Raw genomic sequence first — 21,426 nt, forward strand, 5'->3', positions numbered from 1 at the left:
CCCGGCCCGGACTCGGACACCGCGAAGGAGATCGCGGCCAGGCACGTCCTGCCCGCGGACACGGAGTGACGCAGCTCGCTCCCGGCCGGACCCAAAGCCGGGAGCGAGCACCCCTCCAGACCCTGTACACTTTTTCTCAGCCGGTGGGGAACAAGACACCACACAGCACCGGTCATGGTGGGTATAGCTCAGCTGGTAGAGCACCTGGTTGTGGTCCAGGATGTCGCGGGTTCAAGTCCCGTTACTCACCCCAACGAGTAGGGCCCCCGGACGTGAAAGCGTCCGGGGGCCCTAGTCGTTGGGGGCGTGGCGTTGAGGGGTGCGGGGCGGGCGGGGGCGGGGCCGCGTACGGCCGCCCCGCGCACGGCGGGCCCAGGTACGGCCGCCCGGCGTGCGGCAGCCTCGCGTACGGCCGCCTGGCGGTGTGGCGATGCGGCAGGCACGGGTGGCCGCCGCCCGGCGGCCCGGGGCCCGCCCGCAGGCACCGCCGCCCTCCGCGGGCTCCGGCGTCCGCAGGCCCCGCCGTCCGTCGGCTCAGTAGCCGACGGTGAAGCGCTCCCCGATGTGCTGCGGCTTCTCGATCTCGTCCAGGAGGGCGACGGCGTAGTCCTCGGCGGAGATCCGGCTGACGCCCTCCGCGTCGGCGATCAGGTCCTCCAGGGCGGTGCGGTAGGCGCCCGTACGCTCCCCGGGCTCGATCAGGGCGGCCGGGCTCACGTTGGTCCAGCGCACGTCCGTGACGGTGCGGTAGAAGTCCAGCGCGTCGCCGTGCGCGTGCATGATCTGGAGCAGGAACTCCGGCAGGCCCGCCGCGTCCCAGACCTGCTTGCCGTCGGGCGTACGGAGCGAGCCGGCGCCGCCGACGGTGACCAGCCGGGGTGCGGCCTCGCCGAGGGTGCGCAGGCCCGCGACCAGGGACTGCGCCGCGGGCTCGATCGTCGCGATGTGCCCCGGACCGTCGCCGCCGCCCACCGCGCTGACCAGCACGTCCTGGCCCTCGGCGGCGGTCGCGACGGAGGCCGGGTCGAGGATGTCGCCGGTGGTCACGGTCAGGTTCGGGTCGGTCTTGGTGATCTTCGCGGGGTCGCGGACGACCGCGGTGACCTGGTGGCCGCGGCGCAGCGCCTCGTCGAGGACGCGGCTGCCGATGGTGCCGTTGGCTCCGAAAATGGCGATCTTGGACATGTCGGTACTCCCTGCGCCCCTTCCGGGGCCTGGTCTGGCTTTCCGTTTTCCGTCATCAGCCGCGCTGACGTCTTCTACGCTAGGGGTCCGAACACGACATACCGGGGTAGGCACGGGACCATCGATGGTGAAAAACCGACACGCTGCGCAGGAGGCCGGGGAGAGCATCCCGGCGGTGGCCTTCACGGCGCCGGCCGGGCGGCCGGCCGGCGTGGAGGTGCTGACGCTCGCCGAGCTGCGCGACCGCGCCGACGCCTGCGCCCTCGCCGTGCCGCACCGCCCGGACTTCCACCATCTCCTCGTGGTGGACAGCGGGCACCTCCGGCACACCGTGGACTTCCGAAAGTATGAGCTGGCCGCGAATGACTGGATGTGGGTGCGTCCGGGACAAGTGCACCACTTCGGCAACTTGGACGGCGCGGAAGGACGGCTGGTGCTGTTCGAGTCCGGCTTCCTCGATCCGGCGACGGCGGCCGCGGCCCGCCTGGAGGACTGGTTCGGCCCCGCGGTGCACCATCCGGAGGGGGCACAGGCCCAGGCGGTGGACAGTGCCCTGCGCCACCTCCACCAGGAATTCGGTTCGCTGCGCGGCCTGCCCCTGGAGACGCACATCGAGGTGCTGCGGCATCTGCTGTCCGTACTGGTCCTGCGGGCCGCCCGGCTGTCCGCTTCCGGTGGGAGCGGGGAGGCGCGAGGCGGCGCGGGCGTACGGAGCGCGGGTGACGGTCGCGCGCCGTACGGCGAGGGCGGCGGCGACGGCGACGGCAGCGGCGGCGTCTGCGAGGCGAGCGAGACGTTTCTCCGCTTCCGGGACGCGGTGGAGCGCGGCTTCACCCACAGCCGCCGCGTCGAGGACTACGCGCGGCAGCTCGGCTACTCGCCCCGCACCCTCTCCCGCGCGACCGCCGCCGCCACGGGGGTGGGCGCGAAGGAGTTCATCGACCGCCGCGTGGTGCTGGAGGCCAAGCGCCTGCTGGCCCACGGGGACCAGACCGCCGCGCGCATCGCCGTACGCCTCGGTTTCGCCGACGCCGCGAACTTCGCCAAGTTCTTCCAGCACCGCACGGGCAGTACACCGATCTCCTTCCGTACGGAGGTACGCGGCCCGGCGTGACGGGTGGGGCCCGAGGGACAGGCCTGGCGCGGGCCGGGAAAGTGCCCGGGGAGGGCTCAGGAGGTGCCCGGCGGGCGGGCTCGGGGGCTTTCGGGAGAACCAGTGGGAGCGCTCCCAAGGATTGGGGCGGGCGGGCGCCCCGTCAAGAGGGGAGAGCCACGTACATGACGCCGTCTTCGGTGGCGGAAATTATCCAACTGCTCTGTGAAAACCGTTGAGTTGCCACTAACCTCCGGGCAACCAGTGGGAGCGATTCCATCCGGCACGGGCCCTGCTGCCCGTACGAACCGAGGAGTCGCTCATGCGCAGACCCTTACGCCTGCTCGTCCTGGCGGTGGCCGCGGTGCTCGCCCTTCCCGGCGCGTCCCCGCCCTCCCCCATCCCTACCGGTTCCCCCGTCGCCCTGGGTTCCCCTGCCGCACCCAGGCCCCCCGCCCCCGTCTCCGCACCGCCGCAGCTGCACGTGGTCGGCAACCGCCTCGTCGACCGCGAAGGCGTCACCCGCCGGCTGCTCGGGGTGAACCGTTCCGGCGCTGAGTTCTCCTGTGTGCAGGGCCGCGGGATCTTCGACGGCCCTGCGGACGACGCGTCCGTCGCGGCGATCGCGGGCTGGGGCGCCAACACCGTCCGCGTCCCGCTCAACGAGGAGTGCTGGCTGGGCACCGCCAACATCGACCCCCGGTACGCGGGCGCCGCCTACACCTCGGCCGTCCGCGACTACGTACGGCGGCTGACGGCCCACGGCCTGACACCCGTCCTCGAACTGCACTGGAGCCACGGCCGCTACACCGGCCCCTCGGCCGGCTGCGCCGACGAGCACGCGAGCTGCCAGAAACCCATGCCGGACCTGCGCCACTCCCCCGCCTTCTGGACCTCGGTCGCCACCGCCTTCAAGAACGCGCCCGAGGTGGTCTTCGACCTGTTCAACGAGCCGTACCCGGACCGGGCGACGCCGGACACCGAACGGGCGTGGGCCTGCTGGCGGGACGGCGGCACCTGCCCCGGCATCGGCTACGCGGTCGCCGGGATGCAGACGCTGGTCGACGCCGTACGGGCCACCGGCGCGCGCAACCCGATCCTGCTGGGCGGCCTCGCGTACGCCAACGATCTCGGCCGGTGGACCGCGTACGCGCCGAAGGACCCGGCGGGCAACCTCGCCGCCGCCTGGCACGCGTACAACTTCAACGCCTGTGCCGACGAGAGCTGCTGGTCCCGCACGCTGGGGCCGGTCGCCGGCCGCGTACCGCTCGTCGCGGGCGAGATCGGCGAGAACACCTGCGCCCATGCCTTCACCGACCGTGTCATGCGGTGGCTCGACGGGCGCGGGGCGTCGTACCTGGGCTGGACCTGGAACACCTGGGACTGCGCCGCGGGCCCCGCCCTCATCCGCGACTACGCGGGGACGCCCACCGCGTACGGAGCCGGACTGCGTGATCACCTGCGCTCCCTGAACGCGCGGTCCGGCACCGGTCGATCTTGATTCCACGGGGAGGCCCGGCCCCTGCCGAGGGCCGTGCCGGACCCCGCGCCCGGAGCCGTACTGGAACCCGTACCGGAACCCGTACTCAGAAAGGACGACCCACTCATGAGACGTTCCGCTGAGCAGTTCCCCACCCTCCGCCGTGGCCGAAACGGGCCCCTCCGGCCCCATGCCGCACCGCGCGGCACCGGCCGGCACCGCGCCCGCGCCGCCGCGCTCGCGGCCTGCGCGATGCTGGTCGCCGCCGGGACCGCGGACACCCTCGCCGGGACCGCCCACGCCGCGCGGGCCGCCCGCGTCGACAACCCGTACGCGGGCGCCGCGGTCTACGTGAACCCGGAATGGTCGGCCAGAGCGGCGGCCGAACCGGGCGGCGGCAAGATCGCCGGGCAGCCCACCGGCGTCTGGCTCGACCGCATCGCGGCGATCAACGGCACCGGCGGCACCATGGGCCTGCGCGGCCACCTGGACACCGCCTTACGCCAGGCGGCGGGCCGGCCGCTCGTCGTACAGCTGGTCGTCTACAACCTGCCGGGGCGGGACTGCGCGGCGCTCGCCTCCAACGGCGAACTGGGCCCGACGGAGATCGACGCGTACAAGACCCGCTACATCGACCCCATCGCGGCCGTCCTCGCCGATCCGAAATACGCCTCGCTGCGGATCGTGACGACCATCGAGATCGACTCGCTGCCCAACCTCGTCACCAACACCGGCGGGCGCGCCACCGCCACACCGCAGTGCGACGCCATGCTCGCCAACGGCAACTACGTGAAGGGCGTCGGCTACGCGCTCGACAAACTGGGCGCGGTCCCCAACGTCTACAACTACGTGGACGCCGGGCACCACGGCTGGATCGGCTGGGACGACAACTTCGGCGCCTCCGCGCGGCTCCTGCACCAGGCGGCCACCGCCGAGGGCAGCACGGTCGACAAGGTGCACGGCTTCATCACCAACACCGCCAACTACAGCGCGCTGAAGGAGGAGAACTTCGCGCTCGGCGACAGCGTGGCGGGCCGGGCGGTGCGGGAATCGAAATGGGTGGACTACAACCGCTACGCCGATGAGCTGTCGTTCGCCCGGGCGTTCCGGCAGGAGGCGGTGCGGGCCGGGTTCCGCCCGGACGTGGGCATGTTGGTCGACACCTCGCGCAACGGCTGGGGCGGCAGCGCGCGGCCCGCCGGTCCCGGGCCGCGTACGAGCGTGGACGCGTATGTGGACGGGGGCCGGTACGACCGCCGGATGCACGTCGGCAACTGGTGCAACCAGGCCGGGGCCGGGCTGGGCGAGCGCCCGCGGACGGCTCCGGCGTCCGGGATCGACGCGTACGTGTGGATGAAGCCGCCGGGCGAGTCGGACGGATCGAGCACGGCGGTCCCGAACGACGAGGGCAAGGGCTTCGACCGCATGTGTGACCCGACATACGAGGGCAATCCGCGCAACAACCACCACCGGTCGGGAGCGCTGCCCGGCGCGCCGCTGTCCGGTCACTGGTTCCCGGCGCAGTTCCGCGAGCTGATGAAGAACGCGTATCCGGCGTTGTAGACGCGGGGGGCGCCGGAGGGGCGGGAGGGGCCGTACGGGGCTTGTCCCGTCCCCTGGCTCTCAGGAGGACGCCCGGCGCACCAGCTCGGTGGGCAGTACGAGGTGGGCGCCGGGCGGGGGCGGCGACGCGCGTCCGCCGGGCGTGCCGGCGCCCGCCGCCCCATTGATCTGCTCCATCAGCAGTCGTGCCATCGCCCGGCCCATCTCCTCGATCGGCTGGCGGACGCTGGTCAGCGCCGGGTCCATGTGCCGGGCGATGGCGGAGTCGTCGAAGCCGACCAGGGCCACGTCGTCCGGGATGCGGCGGCCCGCCTCGCGCAGTTCCTGCCGGGCGCCCGCGGCCATCACGTCGGACGCGCAGAAGACGGCGTCCAGGGCGGGGCGGCGGGCGAGCAGTTCGCGCATGGCGCGGCGGCCGCCTTCCTCGGTGAAGTCGCCGTGCGCCACGAGCCCGGCGTCCTCGGGGTGGCCGGCGGCGCGTACGGCCTGGTGGTAGCCGTCGAGGCGGCAGTGGGCCACGTACATGTCGGGGGGCCCGGCGATGGTGGCGACCTGGCGCCGGCCGCGCCCGATCAGGTGCTCCAGGGCGCTCTGCGCGCCGCCGGTGTTGTCGGAGTCCACGTATGGCACCGTTTCCCCGGCCGTGCGGCGGCCGTTGAGGACGGTCGGGATCGCCATCCGCTCCAGGAGATCGGGCAGCGGGTCGTCGCCGTGCACGGAGACGAGCAGTACGCCGTCGACGCGGTGCGCGGCGAGGTAGTCCGCGAAGCGCCGGCGCTCCTTGGGCGTACGGATCAGGGTGAGCAGCAACTGCATGTCGTGGTCGGCCAGTCCGGCGCTGACGCCGCGCAGGATGCCGGAGAAGTAGGGCTCGGCGAAGAGCCGGGTCTCCGTTTCCGGGACGACCAGGGCGACCGTGTCGGCACGGTTGGCGGCCAGGGCGCGGGCGGCGCGGTTGGGTACGTAGCCGAGGTCGGCGACGGCCTGCTGCACCAGGGTGCGGGTCCGTTCGCTGACCCGGGGCGAGCCGTTGATCACGCGGGAGACCGTGCCGCGGCCGACGCCCGCGCGCGCGGCGACCTCTTCGAGGGTGGGCCTGCCGCCCCCTCGTCGTCCGCCTGGTGTCATCGCCGCCTCCGCTCGACGTCCTGGCCGTACATTCAACAACGCGCCGCCGTAGGGGCGTTGACGCGCGGGCCCTTGACACGTGCCCCGGGGAACGGCGACCCTTCACCTCATCACGTCTGGGAGCGCTCCCACAGTACTGGACACGCCACATCCCGCACGCACGGTCGGCAGGGCACCAGGAGGAGACGCAATGCGAACGACGATCCGTCGTACCCGTCGGCGGGCGGTGGCCCTCACGGCCGCCGCCGTGCTCGGAGCCGGACTGCTCGGCGGCTGCGCCGAGGACAGCGAGCGGCCGGGCGCGGCCGGCTCGTCCGGCCCCGGCCCCGGGAAGACCACCCTGACGGTCGGTGTCTTCGGCGTCTTCGGCTACAAGCAGGCCGGGCTCTACGACGCGTACATGAAGCTCCACCCGGACATCACGATCAAAGAGACCTCGATCGAGCGGAACGAGAACTACTACCCGCAGTTGCTCACCCACCTGAGCACGGGCAGCGGGCTCGCCGACATCCAGGCGGTCGAGGTGAACAACATCGCCGAACTGACCGCCACTCAGGCGGGCAAGCTCGTTGACCTCTCGAAGGCGCCGGGTGTACGGAAAGCGGACTTCATTCCCTGGAAATGGACGCAGGCGACGGACGCCGAGGGCAAGACCGTGGGCCTGGGCACGGACATCGGCCCGATGGCGGTCTGCTATCGCAAGGATCTCTTCGCCAAGGCCGGACTGCCGACCGACCGGAACGCGGTGGCCGCGCTCTGGGCGGGCGACTGGGGGAAGTACCTTGACGTGGGCGAGCGCTACAAGGCCAAGGCCCCGGCGGGCACGGCCTTCGTGGACTCCGCCTCCGGCGTCTACAACGCGGTGATCTCCAGCAGCGCGGAACGCTATTACGACCGCGGCGGCAAGCTGGTCTACAAGGACAGCCCGTCCGTGCGGCAGGCGTGGGACGCGGCGATGCGGGCGGCGACGGGCAAGCTGACCGCCCGGCTGCAGCAGTTCCAGAAGTCCTGGGACCAGGCGTATGCCAACGGGCGCTTCGCGACCGTCTCCTGCCCGCCGTGGATGCTCGGCTACATCAAGGAGAAGTCCGGCGACAAGGGCCGTGACGTGTGGGACGTGGCGGCGGCGCCCAAGCCGGGGAACTGGGGCGGCTCCTTCCTCGCCGTACCGGAAGCGGGCCGGCACAAGACCGAGGCGGTCAAGCTGGCGGCCTGGCTGACCGCGCCCGAACAGCAGGCGAAGCTCTTCACGAAGCAGGCCAGCTTCCCGAGCGCGCGGGCGGCGTACGGTCTGCCGGCGGTGGCGGGCGCCAAGCACCCGTACTTCGGTGACGCGCCGATCGGCAAGATCTTCGCCGCGGCGGCCGAGGGCATTCCGAACCAGGTGCTCGGCCCGAAGGACCTCACCGTCAACCAGAACATCACCGACGTGGGGGTGCTCCAGGTCGACCAGCAGGGCAAGACGCCCGAGCAGGGCTGGCGGGCGGCGGTCGAATCGATCGACAACGCGCTGGACCAGTGAGCCGTGGACGGCCGAACCCCTCGCCCCGCGCCGCCGTCCGCGACACCCGCCGAGGCATCGGCCACGGCGGCCCGGAAGGCCGCGGCCGGGCCCGGCTCTTCCGGACGGGCCGGTGCCGCCTTCGCCGCAGGCCGCGCGGGCGGCCCCGAAAGCGCCGCCGCCGTCCGCGCGCGGGAGCGCCGCAGCCGCCGCTACCGGCGTGACCTGCGCTGGAGCCCGTACGTCTACATCGCCCCCTTCTTCCTCTTCTTCGCCGCCTTCGGGCTCTTCCCCCTCCTCTACACGGGGTGGGCCGCACTGCACCGCGTGGAGCTGACCGCGCCCACCGACATGGAGTGGGCCGGACTGCGCAACTTCACCCGGCTGCTCGGCGACGACTTCTTCTGGAACGCCCTGGGCAACACCTTCGTCATCGGTGTCCTGTCCACCGTCCCGCAGCTGCTGATGGCGCTGGGCATCGCGCATCTGCTCAACTACCGGCTGCGCGGCTCGATGTTCTTCCGCGTCGCGGTACTCACTCCGTACGCCACTTCGGTGGCCGCCGCGACGCTCGTGTTCGTCCTGCTCTTCGGGCGCGACTACGGGCTGGTGAACTGGCTGCTGAGCACGGTCGGCGTCGACGGCGTCGACTGGGAGAACGGCTCCTGGAGCGCCAAGCTGGCGGTCTCCACGATCGTCGTCTGGCGGTGGACGGGGTACAACGCGCTGATCTACCTGGCCGCCATGCAGGCCATCCCGCACGACCTGTACGAGTCGGCGGCGCTGGACGGCGCTTCCCGATGGCAGCAGTTCCGGTACGTCACGATTCCGTCGCTGCGGCCGACGATCCTGTTCACCTGCGTCGTCTCGACGATCGGTGCCACGCAGTTGTTCGGCGAGCCGCTGCTGTTCAGCGGGAGCGCCGGGGCCACCGGGGGCGCCGATCACCAGTACCAGACGCTGGGGCTGTACCTGTACGAGCAGGGGTGGGTGAACCTCCATCTCGGCCGGGCCTCGGCCATCGCCTGGACGATGTTCCTGATCCTGCTGGTGGTCGCCGCGGTCAACGCGCTGGTCGCCCGCCGGCTGCGATCGAGCGAGTGAGGAGGAGCCATGACAGCCCGACGCGCCGGCCGGCAGCTGCACGGCGGCAAGGTGACCTACGCGGTACTGATCCTCTTCACCGCGGGCTCGCTCTTCCCGCTGCTGTGGACCGCCGTCGCCGCTTCCCGCAACAACACCCGGCTCGCCCAGACGCCGCCGCCGTTCTGGTTCGGCGGGAACCTGCTCAAGAATCTCGGTACGGCCTGGAGCGACGCGAACATGGGCGCCGCGCTGCTCAACACCACGGTCGTCGCCACGACCATCGCGGCCGGGACGGTGGTCTTCTCCACGGTCGCCGGGTTCGCGTTCGCCAAGCTGCGCTTCCGGGCGAAGAAGCTGCTGCTGTTGCTGGTGATCGGCACGATGATGGTGCCGCCGCAGCTCAGTGTCGTACCGCTGTTCATGACCGTCGCCGAGCTGGAGTGGACGGATCAGCTGCAGGCCGTCATCCTGCCCACGCTCGTCAGCGCCTTCGGGGTCTTCTTCATGCGGCAGTATCTGCTCCAGGCGCTGCCCGGCGAGCTGATCGAGGCGGCGCGCACGGACGGCGCGAACAGCTGGCGCGTCGTGTGGCACGTCGTCTTCCCGGCCGCCCGGCCCGCGATGGCCGTGCTGGGGCTGCTCACCTTCGTCCAGGCGTGGAACGATTTCTTCTGGCCGATCATCGCGCTCACCCAGAACGGCAATCCGACCGTGCAGGTCGCGCTGACCGGCCTGGGGCGCGGTTACATCCCCGACCAGTCCGTGATCATGGCGGGCGCGCTGCTCGGCACGCTGCCGCTGCTCGTCGCGTTCGTCCTGTTCGGCAGGCAGATCGTCGGGGGGATCATGCAGGGCGCGGTCAAGGGCTGACCCGTGAATCAGTGCCGCGCCCCGCCCCCGGGCCCGTACGAGCCGTTGTACGGGCCGGGCCGCTCCCGCGATCCGCTCGTACCACCTGCACCACTCGCGCCACGCGCCACGCACGGCCCGTGCCGTGCACCGCGCCCTCGTGAACGGGAGTACCGCCATGTCCTGCCCCCTTCGTTTTCCGCCCGGCTTCGTCTGGGGTGCGGCCACCGCCGCCTATCAGGTCGAGGGCGCCGCCCGGGAGGGCGGCCGCACCCCGTCGATCTGGGACACCTTCAGCCACACCCCCGGCAAGGTCGCCGGCGGCGACACCGGCGACGTCGCCGTCGACCACTTCCACCGGCGCCACGAGGACGTGGAGCTGATGTCCGCCCTCGGACTCGGCGCCTACCGCTTCTCCGTCTCCTGGTCGCGGGTGCAGCCGACCGGCCGCGGGCCCGCCGTACAGCGCGGGCTCGACTTCTACCGCCGGCTCGTCGACGACCTGCTCGCCCACGGCATCCGGCCGGTGCTCACGCTCTACCACTGGGACCTGCCGCAGGAACTGGAGGCCGACATCCACGGCGGCTCCGCCTCGGGAGGCGGCTGGCCGCACCGGGACACCGCACAGCGCTTCGCCGACTACGCGGCGATCGTGGCGGACGCCCTCGGTGACCGCGTCGAGTGGTGGACCACTCTCAACGAACCGTGGTGCAGCGCGTTCCTCGGATACGGGTCTGGGGTACACGCGCCCGGCCGCACCGATCCGGAGGCCGCGCTGCGCGCCGCGCACCACCTCAACCTGGCGCACGGACTCGCGGCCCAGGCACTGCGCGCCGCGCTGCCCGCCCGCGGCCGGATCATGATCAGCCTCAACCCGGCGGCCGTACGGGCCCGCTCCGACGCACCCGCGGACCTGGACGCTCAGCGGCGGATCGACGCGCTGGCGACGCGTATCTTCACCGGGCCCTTGCTGCGCGGCGCGTACCCCGCGGATCTCCTCGCGGACACCGCGCGTATCACCGACTGGACCTTCGTCCGCGATGGCGACCTCGCCGTCATCAAGCACCCCCTCGACGCGCTGGGCATCAACTACTACACACCCACAGTGGTATCAGGCGGCACTGACAACGCCCCCCTGCCACGGCACGACGGGCACGGCGCCGGCGCCGGTTCCCCCTGGCCGGGGGCCGACCGGGTCGCCTTCCACCAGCCGCCGGGGGACCGTACGGCGATGGGCTGGTCCGTCGATCCGACCGGCCTGTACGACCTGCTCATGCGGTTCCACCGGGAGGCTCCCGGCCTGCCCCTGTTCATCACCGAGAACGGCGCGGCCTGCGAGGACCGGCCCGACGCCGAGGGCACGGTGCACGACCCGGAGCGCATCGCCTACCTCCACGCCCACCTCGCCGCCGCCCACCGCGCCCTGTCCGACGGCGCCGGCCTGCGCGGCTACTTCCTGTGGACGCTGATGGACAACTTCGAGTGGGCGTACGGCTACAGCAAGCGGTTCGGGTCGGTGTACGTGGACTTCACGACGCAGGCGCGTACGCCCAAATCGAGCGCCCACTGGTACGCGGACGTGGCGCGCACGAACGAACTGCCCGCGCTGAGCACCGATGTGAGCACCTCATGAGAGCGGCGGGACACAGCGGTGGGGGGTGGCCGCTGTGTCCCGCCCGGGGGTGTGGCTCGGTGGGGGTTCCGGTCAGCTCTGGTAGGCGCCGAACGCCTTGGTGAAGTCGAGCGGGCCCTGCGCGATGGAACTGCAGGTCGGCTGCGCGGAGTTCTGCGGGCCGCCCGGACAGGCCTTGTCCCGCGTCGAGGACCACATCGACAGCCAGGCGAGATGCTTGGACTGAGCGAACTTGACCAGTTCCTTGGCGTCCTCGACCGTGAAGATCTCCTTCTGCACGTCGTTGACGCCGATCATCGGCGTCACGGCGACGGCCTTCCAGGCGGCCGCGTCAGTGAGACCGAGCGTCTTCTTCAGCTGCCCCTGGGCGGCGGTGGCGGCCTGGATGGCGTACTTGCCCATGTCACCGTCGTAGGAGGCCCCGTAGTCCATCGCCATGATGTTGACGGCGGAGATCTTCACGCCGTTCTTCTTGGCGTCGGCGACCAGGTTCACGCCGTCCTGCGTCAGGCCCTCGGGCAGGACGGGCAGCGTGAAGGAGACGTCCAGGCCCGGGTGCTTCTTCTGGAGCTGCGCGATGGCCTGGGCGCGGCGGGTGTTGGCGGCGGCGTCGGGCAGCGCGCCGCCCTCGATGTCGAAGTCGGCCTTCTTGAGGGCGAACTTGTCGATGACCTTGCCGTACGCGGCGGCCAGCTCGTTCGCGGACTTGCAGGCCAGGCCCAGTTCGGAGCCGTTGGCGCCGCCGAAGGAGATCCGTACGTCGCCGCCGGCCTTGCGCAGCGCCGGTATCTGCCCGGCCACCGCGTCGTCGCCCAGCGCGCCCGAGCCGCCCCACTTGGGTTCGCAGCCGCCGCCGGAGGTGACGAAGGCGAGGTTGAAGGTCTTCACACCGGTCTTCTTCGCGGTGTCGGCCATGTCGTACGGCGGGTACAGGGACGTGTCGACATACGGGGAGAAGACTCCGCCGGCCTTGGCCGCCGCACCGGCTTCCGGCGCCTTGGTGGCCAGCGCCGAACCGGCGACGGCGAAGGCGCCGCCCGCCGCCAGCGCGGCCGCCGCGGCCGTACCGATCAGCTTGGCCGTGCGGCTCTTACGACGGCGGTGTGCCGAGGAACTCATGTGGTGCCTGCCTGTTCGTCAGGGGGTGCGGTGGTGCGTCTCGCACGCTAGCGATCAGGAAACGGACAAATGCCAGTTACGGCGCGGCAGATGGAAGCCTTATGGCGCCGTTAAGGGACCGAAAGGGAACGGTTAAGCGCAGGGGGCGAACCGGCTCGTCGGGAGCACCGCAGCCGGTCCGGCGAAAACACGGCCACGGCACCGGTGGAAACGTTCACTCTCCGCCGCTGCCGCCCTGCGGTCGGCCCGCCGCACGCCTCCCCCGCGACCGGCCCAGCCGCCGCCCCAACCGCCGGCGCAGGCGGTGCCCCGTATGCCCGCGGCGCCCCGCGCGCGCCCGCCGCGCGCCGTTCAGTGCCAGCCACACCCGTACCTCGGTGCCGCCCAGCACGGACCGGCCGATGCGCACGTCCCCGCCGGTCGCCTCCGCGAGCCGCCGCACGATGTCCAGGCCCAGGCCCGTGGACCCGTCGCCGCCGTCCCCGTGGCCGCGCCGCAGGGCCGCGTCCGGGTCGTCGATGCCGGGGCCCGCGTCCGACACCAGCACGATCACCGCGTCCTCGGCGTTGTGCACGTCCACCGCGAAGGCGGTGCCCTCGGGGGTGTGCCGGAAGACGTTGCCGAGCATCGCGTCCAGCGCCGCGGCGAGGTCGGGGCGCGCGACAGGGATGCGTACGGGCCGGTCCACGCCCGCCACGCGCACCGTGCGCCCTTCGTCCTCGGCGAGCGCCGACCAGAACTCCATCCGGTCCCGGATCACCTCGGCCGCGTCGCAGCCGACCGCGGCGGCGGCCGCCTGCTGGGCGTGCGCCTTCTGCTGCCGCGCGGTACGGATGATCTGGTCCACCTCGCGCTCCAACTGGGCGACCGCCTCACGGGTCTGGTCGGCCGCGGGTCCCTCGCCGAGCGAGGCGGCGTTCAGGCGCAGCACGGTCAGCGGGGTGCGCAGGCGGTGGGAGAGGTCGGCGGCCAGCTCACGTTCGTTGGCCAGGAGCTGGACGACCTGGTCGGCCATCGCGTTGAACGCGGCGGCCGCCGAGCGCAGTTCCTTGGGGCCGTCCTCCCGTACCCGTACGCCGAGTTCACCCCTGCCGAGGTCGTGGGCGGCGCCGGCGAGGCGTTCGGCGGGCCGCACCATACGGGTGCCGAGGCGGTCGGCGACGGCGACCGAACCGACGATCAGCGCGAGGCCGACGCCCGCCAGCAGCGCCCAGGACGTCGTGACGCCGTTGGTGAGCGCGGCGTCCGGCACGTACACCTCGACCACCGCGATGCCGGAGGCCACGGCGGTGGGCTGGAGCAGCACCGAGCCGCCGGGCACGGGCGCGATGGAGGCGCGGCCGAGTTCGACGGCGGCGTCGACGTCCCCGGGCCTGGCCCGCCGGGAGCCGATCTCGGCGGGCTCGCCGCCCTTGTCGTCTGCCGGTACGTGGACGCCGATGCGCCCGCCCGGCCCGCTCTCGGCGCTGGCGACGGCGCGTTCCAGCTGCGCGTGGTCGGTGGTGATGGCCAGGACGGGGCCGATGGTGGCGGCCTGCCGCTCGGCGTTGGAGAACGCGCGGTCCTTGGCCATCTCCTTGACGACGAGCCCGAGCGGTACGGCGAAGGCCACCACGACCATCGCGGTGACGGCCAGGCACACCTTGACCAGGGCCCATCTCACGGCGCAGGCTCCGGCGCGGATGGCAGCGAGCGCCCGGCCCGCGGGGGCGGCTCCGGCGCGTGCGCCCTGCGGGGCCCGGTCCGCGCGGGCGTCACAGCGGCGGCTCCAGTTTCACGCCCACCCCGCGCAGGGTGTGCAGATAGCGCGGCTGCGCGGCGGTCTCGCCCAGTTTGCGGCGCAGCCAGGAGAGGTGGACGTCAATGGTCTGATCGTCACCGTAGGACTGCTGCCAGACCTCGGCGAGCAGCTCCTTACGGGGCACCACGACACCCGGCCGGCCGGCGAGGAAGGCGAGCAGGTCGAATTCGCGGCGGGTCAGGTCCAGCGCCGCGCCGTCCAGTTCGGCCTGGCGGCGCAGCGGGTCGATGCAGAGCCCGCCCACCTGGAGCGCCCGGGAGGGCGGTTCGCCGCCCGCCGCGGCACCGCGGGAACGGCGCAGTACGGCGGCCATCCGGGCGGAGAGGTGCTCCACCGAGAACGGCTTGGTCAGGTAGTCGTCGGCCCCGTCGTTCAGGAGCCGGACGATCTCGGCCTCGTCGTCCCGCGCCGTGGCGATGATCACGGGGACGTCGGTGATCCCGCGCAGCATCTTCAGGGCCTCGGCCCCGTCCAGGTCGGGCAGGCCGAGATCCAGGATGACGACGTCGAAGCCGACGTGGGCCACCTCGCGCAGCGCCTCCAGGGCCGTACCGACGCTGCGTACCGTGTGGGACGCCTCGGTCAGATGCCGGATGAGGGCCGAGCGCACGAACTGGTCGTCCTCGACCACGAGCACACTTGCCATGGGCGGCACCGTACGCCATTCGAGTGTTCTTATTTACCTGAGGTTGACGCCGACGGGCCCGTCTCCGGCCCTCCGTCCAGGGGGCGTTGTCCGCGATCTCCACCCCGTCCGGGAACCTCCCGCCGCACCGCCTTTGTCCCGCTCGTCCCGGGCCCTCCGGCCCGCTGTCCCGGCCGGGCGCGTGGTGCAATATGAGCCAGATGCACAGAGGACTGGTTCACACGGCGGCCTGGACGATGGCGACGGGAGCCGCCGTCACGCTGTCGTGGTTCGGCGTGCACACGGTGCTGGCCGGCACGGCGTACGACCCGCCGCGCGCGCTGCCGCTCTCCGACAACGCGCCGTCCGCGCACGCCGGAACTGACGGCGGGGCCTCGCCCCGCGCCTCCTCCACACACCGGCCCAAGCCGTCCGGGCCGCCCTCGCCCCGCCCCGAACAGTCCACGAAACCGGTCGGTCCGCCCAAGGGAATCGGCGGCAGCGGGTCCGGCGATGGCGCAAAAGGCTCGGGTGCCGGCCCGCGTCCGCCCTCCGGCGACGGCACCCCGCCGGCCTCGGGCAGCATGGTCAAGAGCTTCTCCACCGCGGGCGGGCGGGTGGTCATCGACCTCGGTACCCGGTCCGCCCAGCTGGTGTCGGCCACTCCTGACGCGGGCTGGCAGATGCAGGTGTGGCAGCAGGAGCAGTGGCTGCGCGTCGACTTCACGGGCGGCGCGGGACACACGTCGGTCATCTGCGCCTGGAACGGCCACGCGCCGACGGTCGAGACGGACAACCACGCGTCGTGAGCCCGTCGTTGTCCGGCGGCCGCCCCGAAGTGCCGGGCGGCCCGTCCCTCACTTGAAGACGGCGGGCGGCGGGGACGGGGAGTCCACCGCGGTCGCGTCCGTCACCGGCTGCGCTCCCCCGGTGAAGTCCAGGAGCGCGCGCCCGTGTTCGACCCGCCCCTGCTGCGGGTCGGTCGCGGCGCGCCGGGTCAGCTCGGCGACCGGGAGCGGTCCGGCGGCGGCGAGCAGTACGGCGTTGCCGAAACGTTTGCCCCTCAGCACGGCCGGATCGGCGGTCAGGCACAGCTCGGCGAAGACCGTACGGACCGTGGCGACCTGCGCCCGTACGAAGGCCAGCGGCGGGCCGTCCGCGAGGTTCGCCGCGTACCAGCCGCCGGGCCGCAGCGCCCGCGCGACCCCGCCCGCGAACTCGGCACTGGTCAGATGCGCCGGGGTGCGGGCGCCACGGAACACGTCCGCGATCACCAGGTCCGCCCAGCCGTCCGGGATCTTCGCGAGCCCCGCGCGCGCGTCCGCGCCGCGCACCCTGATCCGCCAGCCGCTTTCCAAGGGGAGTTCCCGGCGGACCAGTTGGACCAGCGGCGCGTCGATCTCCACGGCCTGCTGGGTCGAGCGCGGGCGGGTGGCGGCCACATAACGCGCCATCGTCAGCGCCCCGCCACCGAGGTGCACCACCTGGAGAGGCTTGCCGGGCGGCGCGGCGAGGTCGACGATGTGCCCGAGACGGCGCTGGTACGCGAAGTCCAGGTACGCCGGGTCGTCGAGATCCACATGGGACTGCGGGGCGCCGTCGAGGAACAGGGTCCAGCCGCGCGGCCGGTCGGGGTCGGGGCGCAGCTCGGCGACGCCGCCGTCCACGGTTTCCACCACGGCTTCGGGCCCCGTACGGGACCGGCCGCGCCTGCTCTTCGCCATGCCTCCAGTATGCCGCGTATCCCCAGGTCAGAGTGGCGGCGGGCGGCAGGCCTCAGCGGCAGCGGTCGACTGCCTCGATCGTGCGGGCCGCCTCGCCGAGGGCCTCGCGCAGGACGACGGGATCGGTGGCCGTGCCGCACGCGCCGTCCGGGGACACCAGCCAGTCGGTGCCCGTGACGGGCGGCCCGGCGGGGGCGCTGTCGGCGTCGCGCGCGCCCCCTGGGGGCACCTCGCGCTCGTACGTCTGCGTACAGGCACTGCCCGGCAGGTCCCAGCCGTCGGCCGTGCCCGGCGGGACGAGGAAGCCGAGGGTGTCGCACGCGTCGTCGTGCAGGACCGGGCCGACGCCGGCGCGCAGCCGCAGAATGTCGACAGCCTCCAGGCCCTGGCGGGCCGGCACGGTCACCAGGTCGCAGGTCCGGGGCGCCTCGGGGAGCACGCTGCGCTCCGTGGAGGGCCAGCGCCGGTCCGCGGCCGGTGAAGCGTGCCCGGACGCCCGGCCGTTGGGGTGCGCCGCGCGCCCGGCGCGTCCGGCACCGCCGTGCGCCGCTTTGCCGGCACCCGCCTCGCCGCCGACGGCCGTCTTGACGTTGCCCACGCCGGTCTCCCGCACAAAAACCCCTCCTCTGTACGCGACACTGCCTTAACGCCGTGTTCAACGTCCGGACACGTCAACGGCTACGGCGGCAGGACGCCGCAAAGAATGGCATTTCATGGCGGATCGTGCGTGAGATATCCGGTTTGTAGCCAAACCCTGCGTGTCGGACCCATCACAGCTAGTACCGTCGTCCCGCCGCACCGCCAGGCCGCGGCACCGCCACGGAGATGGCTCGGAGGGTCTGCCATGGCGTCGCCAGCCGCGCAATCACCGTCGTCCCGAAACGTCCCCGTACAGCCCAACCGCGCCTTCCGGCAGTTGCGCGGCCGTCTGTCGCCGGGCGAGTTCGCGGCGGCGGTGCGCCGTGCCGCGCGCGAGATCGGGGAACAGGTCGCGTGCGACGCCCGGTACGTGGGCCGCGTCGAGGCCGGGGAGATCCGGTGCCCGAACTACGCCTACGAACGGGTGTTCCGGCACCTGTTCCCCGGGCTCACGCTCACGGACATGGGGTTCGCGCCGCGCGAGACGGTGCGCGGGCGGCGGGCCCGTACGACCGCGGAGGGCGGCGGGCCGGGGGCCGGCGCCGAAGCCGCTTCCCGTCCCGGACCGGGGGCCGGAGGCCCGGCGGAGCCCGGGTCCGGCCCCCGGCATCGCGATCCGACCATCCAGACCGGCAAGGAGAGCGACGTGCTGCGTCGCGCGTTCATCACCGGCGGCCCGGCCGCCGCACTGGGGCTCACCGCCCTGCCACCGTTCGCCCCGGAGGCCGTCGCCGGGCCCCGCACACCGGGCGCCGTACACCGCGTACCGGGGCCTTCCCTCGCGGACGGCCCGGGGCGGGCCGGTGAGTCCGAGGCGGCGGCCGTGGAGGAGGCGGTGCGCCGCATCCGGCTGCTCGACGACCGGCACGGCGGGGAGAGCCTGTACCGGCGCGCCACGAAGCCGCTGCGGACCGCGTACGAACTGCTGGACGCCGGAGTGCACCGCCGCTCCGTCAGCGACCGCCTGCACGCGGGCGCGGGCGAACTGGCCATCTCCGTCGGCTGGCTGGCCCACGACTCGGGGCGCTTCGGCGACGCGCGGTCGCACTACGCCGAAGCTCTGGCCACCGCCCGGGTCGCCGGGGATGCCGCCCTTGAGGCGCACGCGTTCTGCAACACCGCCTTCCTGGCGCGCGACGCGAACCGCCCCCGGGAGGCCGTACGCGCCGCGCAGGCCGCCCAACAGGCCGCGAAGAACCTGGGTTCGGCGCGCCTGCTGTCCCTCCTGGCGCTGCGCGAGGCGGGCGGCTGGGCGGGCCTGGGCGATCGCGGCAGCTGTGAGCAGGCGCTGCTGCGGGCTCAGCGGCTGTTCGCCCAGGGGGCGTCCGACCGCGACCCGGAGTGGATGTCCTTCTACGGGGAGGCCGAGCTGGCGGGCCTGGAGGCGCAGTGCTGGTCGGCACTGGGCGAACGGGGGCGCGCGGCGACTCACGCGCGCCGGGCGGTGGCGCTCCAGGACCCGCACTTCACGCGGAACATCGCCCTGTTCACGGCGGAGCTGGCGGGTGACCTCGCGCTCAGCCGGGCGCCGGAGGAGGCGGCGGCGGCCGGGACGCGGACGCTGGCTCTCCTGGAGGACGTCCGGTCGGCCCGTATCCGCACGATGCTGGACGCGACGGCGCGGGCGCTGCGGCCGTACCGCGACGGCGCGGGCGGGGCGGGCGGCGAGGTCGCCGCGTTCCTGGACCGGCACGCCGCCACCCGGCCTCTGGGGCGCGCGCTGGTGCGGCAGGGCCGGCGGCGGTCGTCCGGGGCGCGGCCGGGGCAGCAGGAGGACGTGCATACGGCTTGACGTGTGCACGGCTTGACGAGGGCGGCGAGCCGGGAGTGCGCGCCTCGAAGAGCCGGGGTGCGGGAGCGCCTGGGAGCCGGGGCGTGGGGCGCGGGCCCAGGGTGTGGGGGCGGGCTTGGGCGTGAGGCCTGCTTGGGCACGCTGCGGCGGGGCCCTCGGGCGGTCCGCACCTCTCGGGACGCGCCTTCAGGGGCACGCCTCTCGGAGCGCGCCGCGGCGGGCCTCCGCGGCTCCTGGGCCTCCCGTGGTGCGCGTGGTGCGCGGGTCAGCCCAGGTGGCCGGTGTCGTTCCAGCGTTCGATCGCCGGCTCCCCGTACGCCCAGCCCAGCACCGACAGGGACGTCGGCTCCAGACGGATGCGGGCGGCGAAGGAGACGTCCAGGCCGAGCCAGCGGGCACCCAGGGAGCGCAGGATGTGGCCGTGCGCGAAGACCAGCACGTCGCGGTCGGCCGAGCGCGCCCACGCCACGACCTCGTCGGCCCGCGCCGCGACCTCGGCCAGCGTCTCGCCTTCGGGGACACCGTCGCGCCAGATGAACCAGTCCGGGCGCCCGGCCTTGATGTCGGCCGGGGTCAGGCCCTCGTACGCGCCGTAGTCGACCTCCATCAGCGCGTCCCAGTCCTGCGCCCGGTCGCCGAAGCCGGCCAGCTCGCAGGTCTCCTTCGCGCGCACCAGGGGGCTGGTGCGGACCTCGACGTCCGGCAGGCCGCCCCAGGGGGCGCGGTGCAGCCGCTCTCCCAGGAGCTTGGCGCCGCGGCGGCCCTCCTCCAGGAGCGGAATGTCCGTACGGCCGGTGTGCTTGCCGGACAGGGACCACTCCGTCTGCCCGTGCCGGGCCAGCAGAATGCGCGGTGCCATGGGGAATACCTCGGGCCGATTGCTCGGCTCTTCCGTCTTCGGAGTCCGCTTGGGGGCTCTTGTTGCTCGACTGTTGCTCGACTTGCTCGACAGGCGTTCGACCGATGATCGCCCGACGTCCGGATCGTGCCGGCGTCCGGCGATGTCCGTCCGTTCCATCATCGCGCATCGCCCCGGCTCTCCGGGGCGGGCCCTCCCCCGCCCGGACCGGCGAGCCGTACAACGTACGGTGGAGGGTCGGCGTTTTCCGCGCCTACGGGTGCCGCATCGCGCCGCACCCTCTCTCACCAGGCCCGTGACCGATCCGCCCCGGGCCGAGCACGTTGGAGTACGACCAGGATGGACGCCGCAGCGCGCCGCCCCGCGGCAGCCGGCAGCCGGCCGCGGTGGTGGACGGAACTGCCACTGCTGGCCCTCGTGTACGCGGCCTACTCCGCGGGACGCCTCGTGGCCCGGGGCGACGCGCACGCCGCCACCGGGCACGGCCTGGCGATCCTCCGGTGGGAAGAACTGCTGCGGCTCGATCCGGAACGTGCCCTGAATCGTTTCTTCACCGCCACTCCCGCCATCGGCGTACCCGCCGACTTCGCGTACGCCTCGCTGCACTACCTGGTCACGCCCGCGGTCCTCGTCTGGCTGTGGAACCGGCGCCCCGAGCGCTACCGCGCCTTCCGTACGTGGCTCATGCTGGCCACCCTCATCGGGCTGGTCGGCTTCACGCTGCTGCCGACCGCGCCGCCGCGCCTGCTGGAGGCGGGCAGCGGGTTCGCGGACACCATGGCGCAGTTCTCCTCGTACGGCTGGTGGGGCGACGACGCGAGCGCGCCGCGCGGGCTCGGCGGCATGACCAACCAGTTCGCCGCGATGCCCAGCCTCCATGTGGGGTGGGCGCTGTGGTGCGGGGTGGTCCTGTGGCGGCACGGGCGCTCGCGCGCCACGCGGGTGCTCGGAGTGGCGTATCCGCTGGTCATCGTGCTGGTGGTGATGGGCACCGCCAACCACTACCTGCTCGACGCGCTGGCCGGTACGGCCGTGATGGGGCTGGGCCTGCTGCTGACCCGCCCGGCGCTGCGGGCCGGGGACCGCCTGCGCGGACGGTTCCGGGCGGGCGGCCCGGCCACCGGCTCGGACAGCCGGGATACGGGGGCGGCGGGCGGCCCGGCCGCCGGTGCGGTGCCCGGACTCGTGGCTGCTGGGGCGCCGGGCACCCACGCGAATGTCAGTGGCGGATGCGAGACTTCCGCGGGTGAACGTATTCCGCGACAGCCGACCCGCCGCGGCCGACCGGCCGCCGGAGCAGCCGCCGGTGCCGCAGCCGGCGACGGGGCTGCGACAGCGGCTCAGTGAGC

Annotated in this window: 17 protein-coding genes, 1 tRNA gene and 1 pseudogene; 11 read left to right on the forward strand and 8 right to left on the reverse strand. The window is 73.2% G+C overall.

Annotation, left to right across the window (positions count from 1 at the left end; translation table 11 throughout):
* Positions 1-177 precede the first annotated feature (177 nt).
* Positions 178-253, forward strand: a tRNA-His gene (locus ACFV57_RS17220).
* 281 nt (positions 254-534) lie between these two features.
* On the opposite strand, the gene ACFV57_RS17225 is transcribed toward ACFV57_RS17220, so the two are convergent.
* Positions 535-1,185, reverse strand: coding sequence for an NAD(P)-dependent oxidoreductase (locus ACFV57_RS17225; protein WP_385232092.1), 651 nt, complete (start codon positions 1,183-1,185; stop codon positions 535-537).
* A gap of 124 nt (positions 1,186-1,309) precedes the next feature.
* Here ACFV57_RS17225 and ACFV57_RS17230 point away from each other — a divergent pair, with 124 nt between their 5' ends.
* From ACFV57_RS17230 to ACFV57_RS17240, 3 genes are all read left to right on the forward strand, one after another.
* Positions 1,310-2,299: a helix-turn-helix domain-containing protein gene (locus ACFV57_RS17230; RefSeq protein WP_385232095.1), complete on the forward strand. Its 990-nt coding sequence runs from the start codon at positions 1,310-1,312 to the stop codon at positions 2,297-2,299.
* A 301-nt stretch (positions 2,300-2,600) separates the two neighbouring features.
* Positions 2,601-3,779 carry a glycoside hydrolase family 5 protein gene (locus ACFV57_RS17235; protein ID WP_385232098.1) on the forward strand — a complete coding sequence of 393 codons (1,179 nt, stop codon included), beginning with the start codon at positions 2,601-2,603 and terminating at the stop codon, positions 3,777-3,779.
* A 105-nt stretch (positions 3,780-3,884) separates the two neighbouring features.
* Complete coding sequence (locus tag ACFV57_RS17240) at positions 3,885-5,321, forward strand: glycoside hydrolase family 6 protein (protein WP_385232101.1); 1,437 nt, start codon at positions 3,885-3,887, stop codon at positions 5,319-5,321.
* 60 nt (positions 5,322-5,381) lie between these two features.
* On the opposite strand, the gene ACFV57_RS17245 is transcribed toward ACFV57_RS17240, so the two are convergent.
* Positions 5,382-6,449, reverse strand: a complete 1,068-nt coding sequence (locus ACFV57_RS17245) for a LacI family DNA-binding transcriptional regulator (RefSeq protein ID WP_385232104.1) — start codon at positions 6,447-6,449, stop codon at positions 5,382-5,384.
* Between the two features lie 190 nt (positions 6,450-6,639).
* Here ACFV57_RS17245 and ACFV57_RS17250 point away from each other — a divergent pair, with 190 nt between their 5' ends.
* The 4 genes from ACFV57_RS17250 to ACFV57_RS17265 all read left to right on the forward strand — a co-directional run bounded on the left by ACFV57_RS17250 (position 6,640) and on the right by ACFV57_RS17265 (position 11,518).
* The gene (locus ACFV57_RS17250; RefSeq protein ID WP_385232107.1) at positions 6,640-7,971 is read left to right on the forward strand and encodes an extracellular solute-binding protein; all 1,332 of its coding nucleotides are present in this window, start codon (positions 6,640-6,642) and stop codon (positions 7,969-7,971) included.
* A gap of 3 nt (positions 7,972-7,974) precedes the next feature.
* The gene (locus ACFV57_RS17255) at positions 7,975-9,054 is read left to right on the forward strand and encodes a carbohydrate ABC transporter permease (RefSeq protein WP_385232110.1); all 1,080 of its coding nucleotides are present in this window, start codon (positions 7,975-7,977) and stop codon (positions 9,052-9,054) included.
* A gap of 9 nt (positions 9,055-9,063) precedes the next feature.
* Complete coding sequence (locus ACFV57_RS17260; RefSeq protein WP_385232113.1) at positions 9,064-9,906, forward strand: carbohydrate ABC transporter permease; 843 nt, start codon at positions 9,064-9,066, stop codon at positions 9,904-9,906.
* Positions 9,907-10,063: 157 nt separating this feature from the next.
* Complete coding sequence (locus tag ACFV57_RS17265; RefSeq protein ID WP_385232117.1) at positions 10,064-11,518, forward strand: GH1 family beta-glucosidase; 1,455 nt, start codon at positions 10,064-10,066, stop codon at positions 11,516-11,518.
* A gap of 72 nt (positions 11,519-11,590) precedes the next feature.
* Here ACFV57_RS17265 and ACFV57_RS17270 read toward each other — a convergent pair.
* From ACFV57_RS17270 to ACFV57_RS17280, 3 genes and pseudogenes are all read right to left on the reverse strand, one after another.
* A pseudogene (locus ACFV57_RS17270) lies at positions 11,591-12,478 on the reverse strand (chitinase); the annotation flags it as partial.
* Between the two features lie 373 nt (positions 12,479-12,851).
* The gene (locus ACFV57_RS17275; RefSeq protein WP_385232120.1) at positions 12,852-14,300 is read right to left on the reverse strand and encodes an ATP-binding protein; all 1,449 of its coding nucleotides are present in this window, start codon (positions 14,298-14,300) and stop codon (positions 12,852-12,854) included.
* A 91-nt stretch (positions 14,301-14,391) separates the two neighbouring features.
* Positions 14,392-15,084: a response regulator transcription factor gene (locus tag ACFV57_RS17280; RefSeq protein ID WP_385232123.1), complete on the reverse strand. Its 693-nt coding sequence runs from the start codon at positions 15,082-15,084 to the stop codon at positions 14,392-14,394.
* Positions 15,085-15,284: 200 nt separating this feature from the next.
* On the opposite strand from ACFV57_RS17280, the gene ACFV57_RS17285 reads away from it, so the two are divergent.
* Positions 15,285-15,872 (forward strand): hypothetical protein, encoded by a 588-nt coding sequence (locus ACFV57_RS17285; protein WP_385232126.1) that lies wholly within the window; start codon positions 15,285-15,287, stop codon positions 15,870-15,872.
* A gap of 48 nt (positions 15,873-15,920) precedes the next feature.
* Here ACFV57_RS17285 and ACFV57_RS17290 read toward each other — a convergent pair whose 3' ends face one another.
* Positions 15,921-16,787 carry a spermidine synthase gene (locus ACFV57_RS17290; RefSeq protein WP_385232128.1) on the reverse strand — a complete coding sequence of 289 codons (867 nt, stop codon included), beginning with the start codon at positions 16,785-16,787 and terminating at the stop codon, positions 15,921-15,923.
* Positions 16,788-16,839: 52 nt separating this feature from the next.
* Positions 16,840-17,400: a hypothetical protein gene (locus tag ACFV57_RS17295; protein WP_385232131.1), complete on the reverse strand. Its 561-nt coding sequence runs from the start codon at positions 17,398-17,400 to the stop codon at positions 16,840-16,842.
* Between the two features lie 231 nt (positions 17,401-17,631).
* Here ACFV57_RS17295 and ACFV57_RS17300 point away from each other — a divergent pair, with 231 nt between their 5' ends.
* Positions 17,632-19,218: a tetratricopeptide repeat protein gene (locus ACFV57_RS17300; RefSeq protein WP_385232134.1), complete on the forward strand. Its 1,587-nt coding sequence runs from the start codon at positions 17,632-17,634 to the stop codon at positions 19,216-19,218.
* A 265-nt stretch (positions 19,219-19,483) separates the two neighbouring features.
* Here the strand turns inward: ACFV57_RS17300 and ACFV57_RS17305 are convergent, their stop codons facing one another.
* Positions 19,484-20,077, reverse strand: a complete 594-nt coding sequence (locus ACFV57_RS17305; RefSeq protein WP_385232137.1) for a histidine phosphatase family protein — start codon at positions 20,075-20,077, stop codon at positions 19,484-19,486.
* 339 nt (positions 20,078-20,416) lie between these two features.
* Between ACFV57_RS17305 and ACFV57_RS17310 the strand changes: the two genes are divergently transcribed.
* The gene (locus ACFV57_RS17310) at positions 20,417-21,424 is read left to right on the forward strand and encodes a phosphatase PAP2 family protein (RefSeq protein ID WP_385232140.1); all 1,008 of its coding nucleotides are present in this window, start codon (positions 20,417-20,419) and stop codon (positions 21,422-21,424) included.
* Positions 21,425-21,426 lie beyond the last annotated feature (2 nt).

The sequence above is a fragment of the Streptomyces sp. NPDC059788 genome, assembly GCF_042732265.1.
GTDB lineage: Bacteria > Actinomycetota > Actinomycetes > Streptomycetales > Streptomycetaceae > Streptomyces.

What these genes read in the sequence shown, in the direction of transcription:
- ACFV57_RS17225 (WP_385232092.1), bottom strand. Translation starts at nt 1,185, where the DNA reads ATGTCCAAGATCGCCATTTTCGGAGCCAACGGCACCATCGGCAGCCGC.
- ACFV57_RS17230 (WP_385232095.1), top strand. Translation starts at nt 1,310, where the DNA reads ATGGTGAAAAACCGACACGCTGCGCAGGAGGCCGGGGAGAGCATCCCG.
- ACFV57_RS17235 (WP_385232098.1), top strand. Translation starts at nt 2,601, where the DNA reads ATGCGCAGACCCTTACGCCTGCTCGTCCTGGCGGTGGCCGCGGTGCTC.
- ACFV57_RS17240 (WP_385232101.1), top strand. Translation starts at nt 3,885, where the DNA reads ATGAGACGTTCCGCTGAGCAGTTCCCCACCCTCCGCCGTGGCCGAAAC.
- ACFV57_RS17245 (WP_385232104.1), bottom strand. Translation starts at nt 6,449, where the DNA reads ATGACACCAGGCGGACGACGAGGGGGCGGCAGGCCCACCCTCGAAGAG.
- ACFV57_RS17250 (WP_385232107.1), top strand. Translation starts at nt 6,640, where the DNA reads ATGCGAACGACGATCCGTCGTACCCGTCGGCGGGCGGTGGCCCTCACG.
- ACFV57_RS17260 (WP_385232113.1), top strand. Translation starts at nt 9,064, where the DNA reads ATGACAGCCCGACGCGCCGGCCGGCAGCTGCACGGCGGCAAGGTGACC.
- ACFV57_RS17265 (WP_385232117.1), top strand. Translation starts at nt 10,064, where the DNA reads ATGTCCTGCCCCCTTCGTTTTCCGCCCGGCTTCGTCTGGGGTGCGGCC.
- ACFV57_RS17280 (WP_385232123.1), bottom strand. Translation starts at nt 15,084, where the DNA reads ATGGCAAGTGTGCTCGTGGTCGAGGACGACCAGTTCGTGCGCTCGGCC.
- ACFV57_RS17285 (WP_385232126.1), top strand. Translation starts at nt 15,285, where the DNA reads ATGCACAGAGGACTGGTTCACACGGCGGCCTGGACGATGGCGACGGGA.
- ACFV57_RS17290 (WP_385232128.1), bottom strand. Translation starts at nt 16,787, where the DNA reads ATGGCGAAGAGCAGGCGCGGCCGGTCCCGTACGGGGCCCGAAGCCGTG.
- ACFV57_RS17300 (WP_385232134.1), top strand. Translation starts at nt 17,632, where the DNA reads ATGGCGTCGCCAGCCGCGCAATCACCGTCGTCCCGAAACGTCCCCGTA.
- ACFV57_RS17305 (WP_385232137.1), bottom strand. Translation starts at nt 20,077, where the DNA reads ATGGCACCGCGCATTCTGCTGGCCCGGCACGGGCAGACGGAGTGGTCC.
- ACFV57_RS17310 (WP_385232140.1), top strand. Translation starts at nt 20,417, where the DNA reads ATGGACGCCGCAGCGCGCCGCCCCGCGGCAGCCGGCAGCCGGCCGCGG.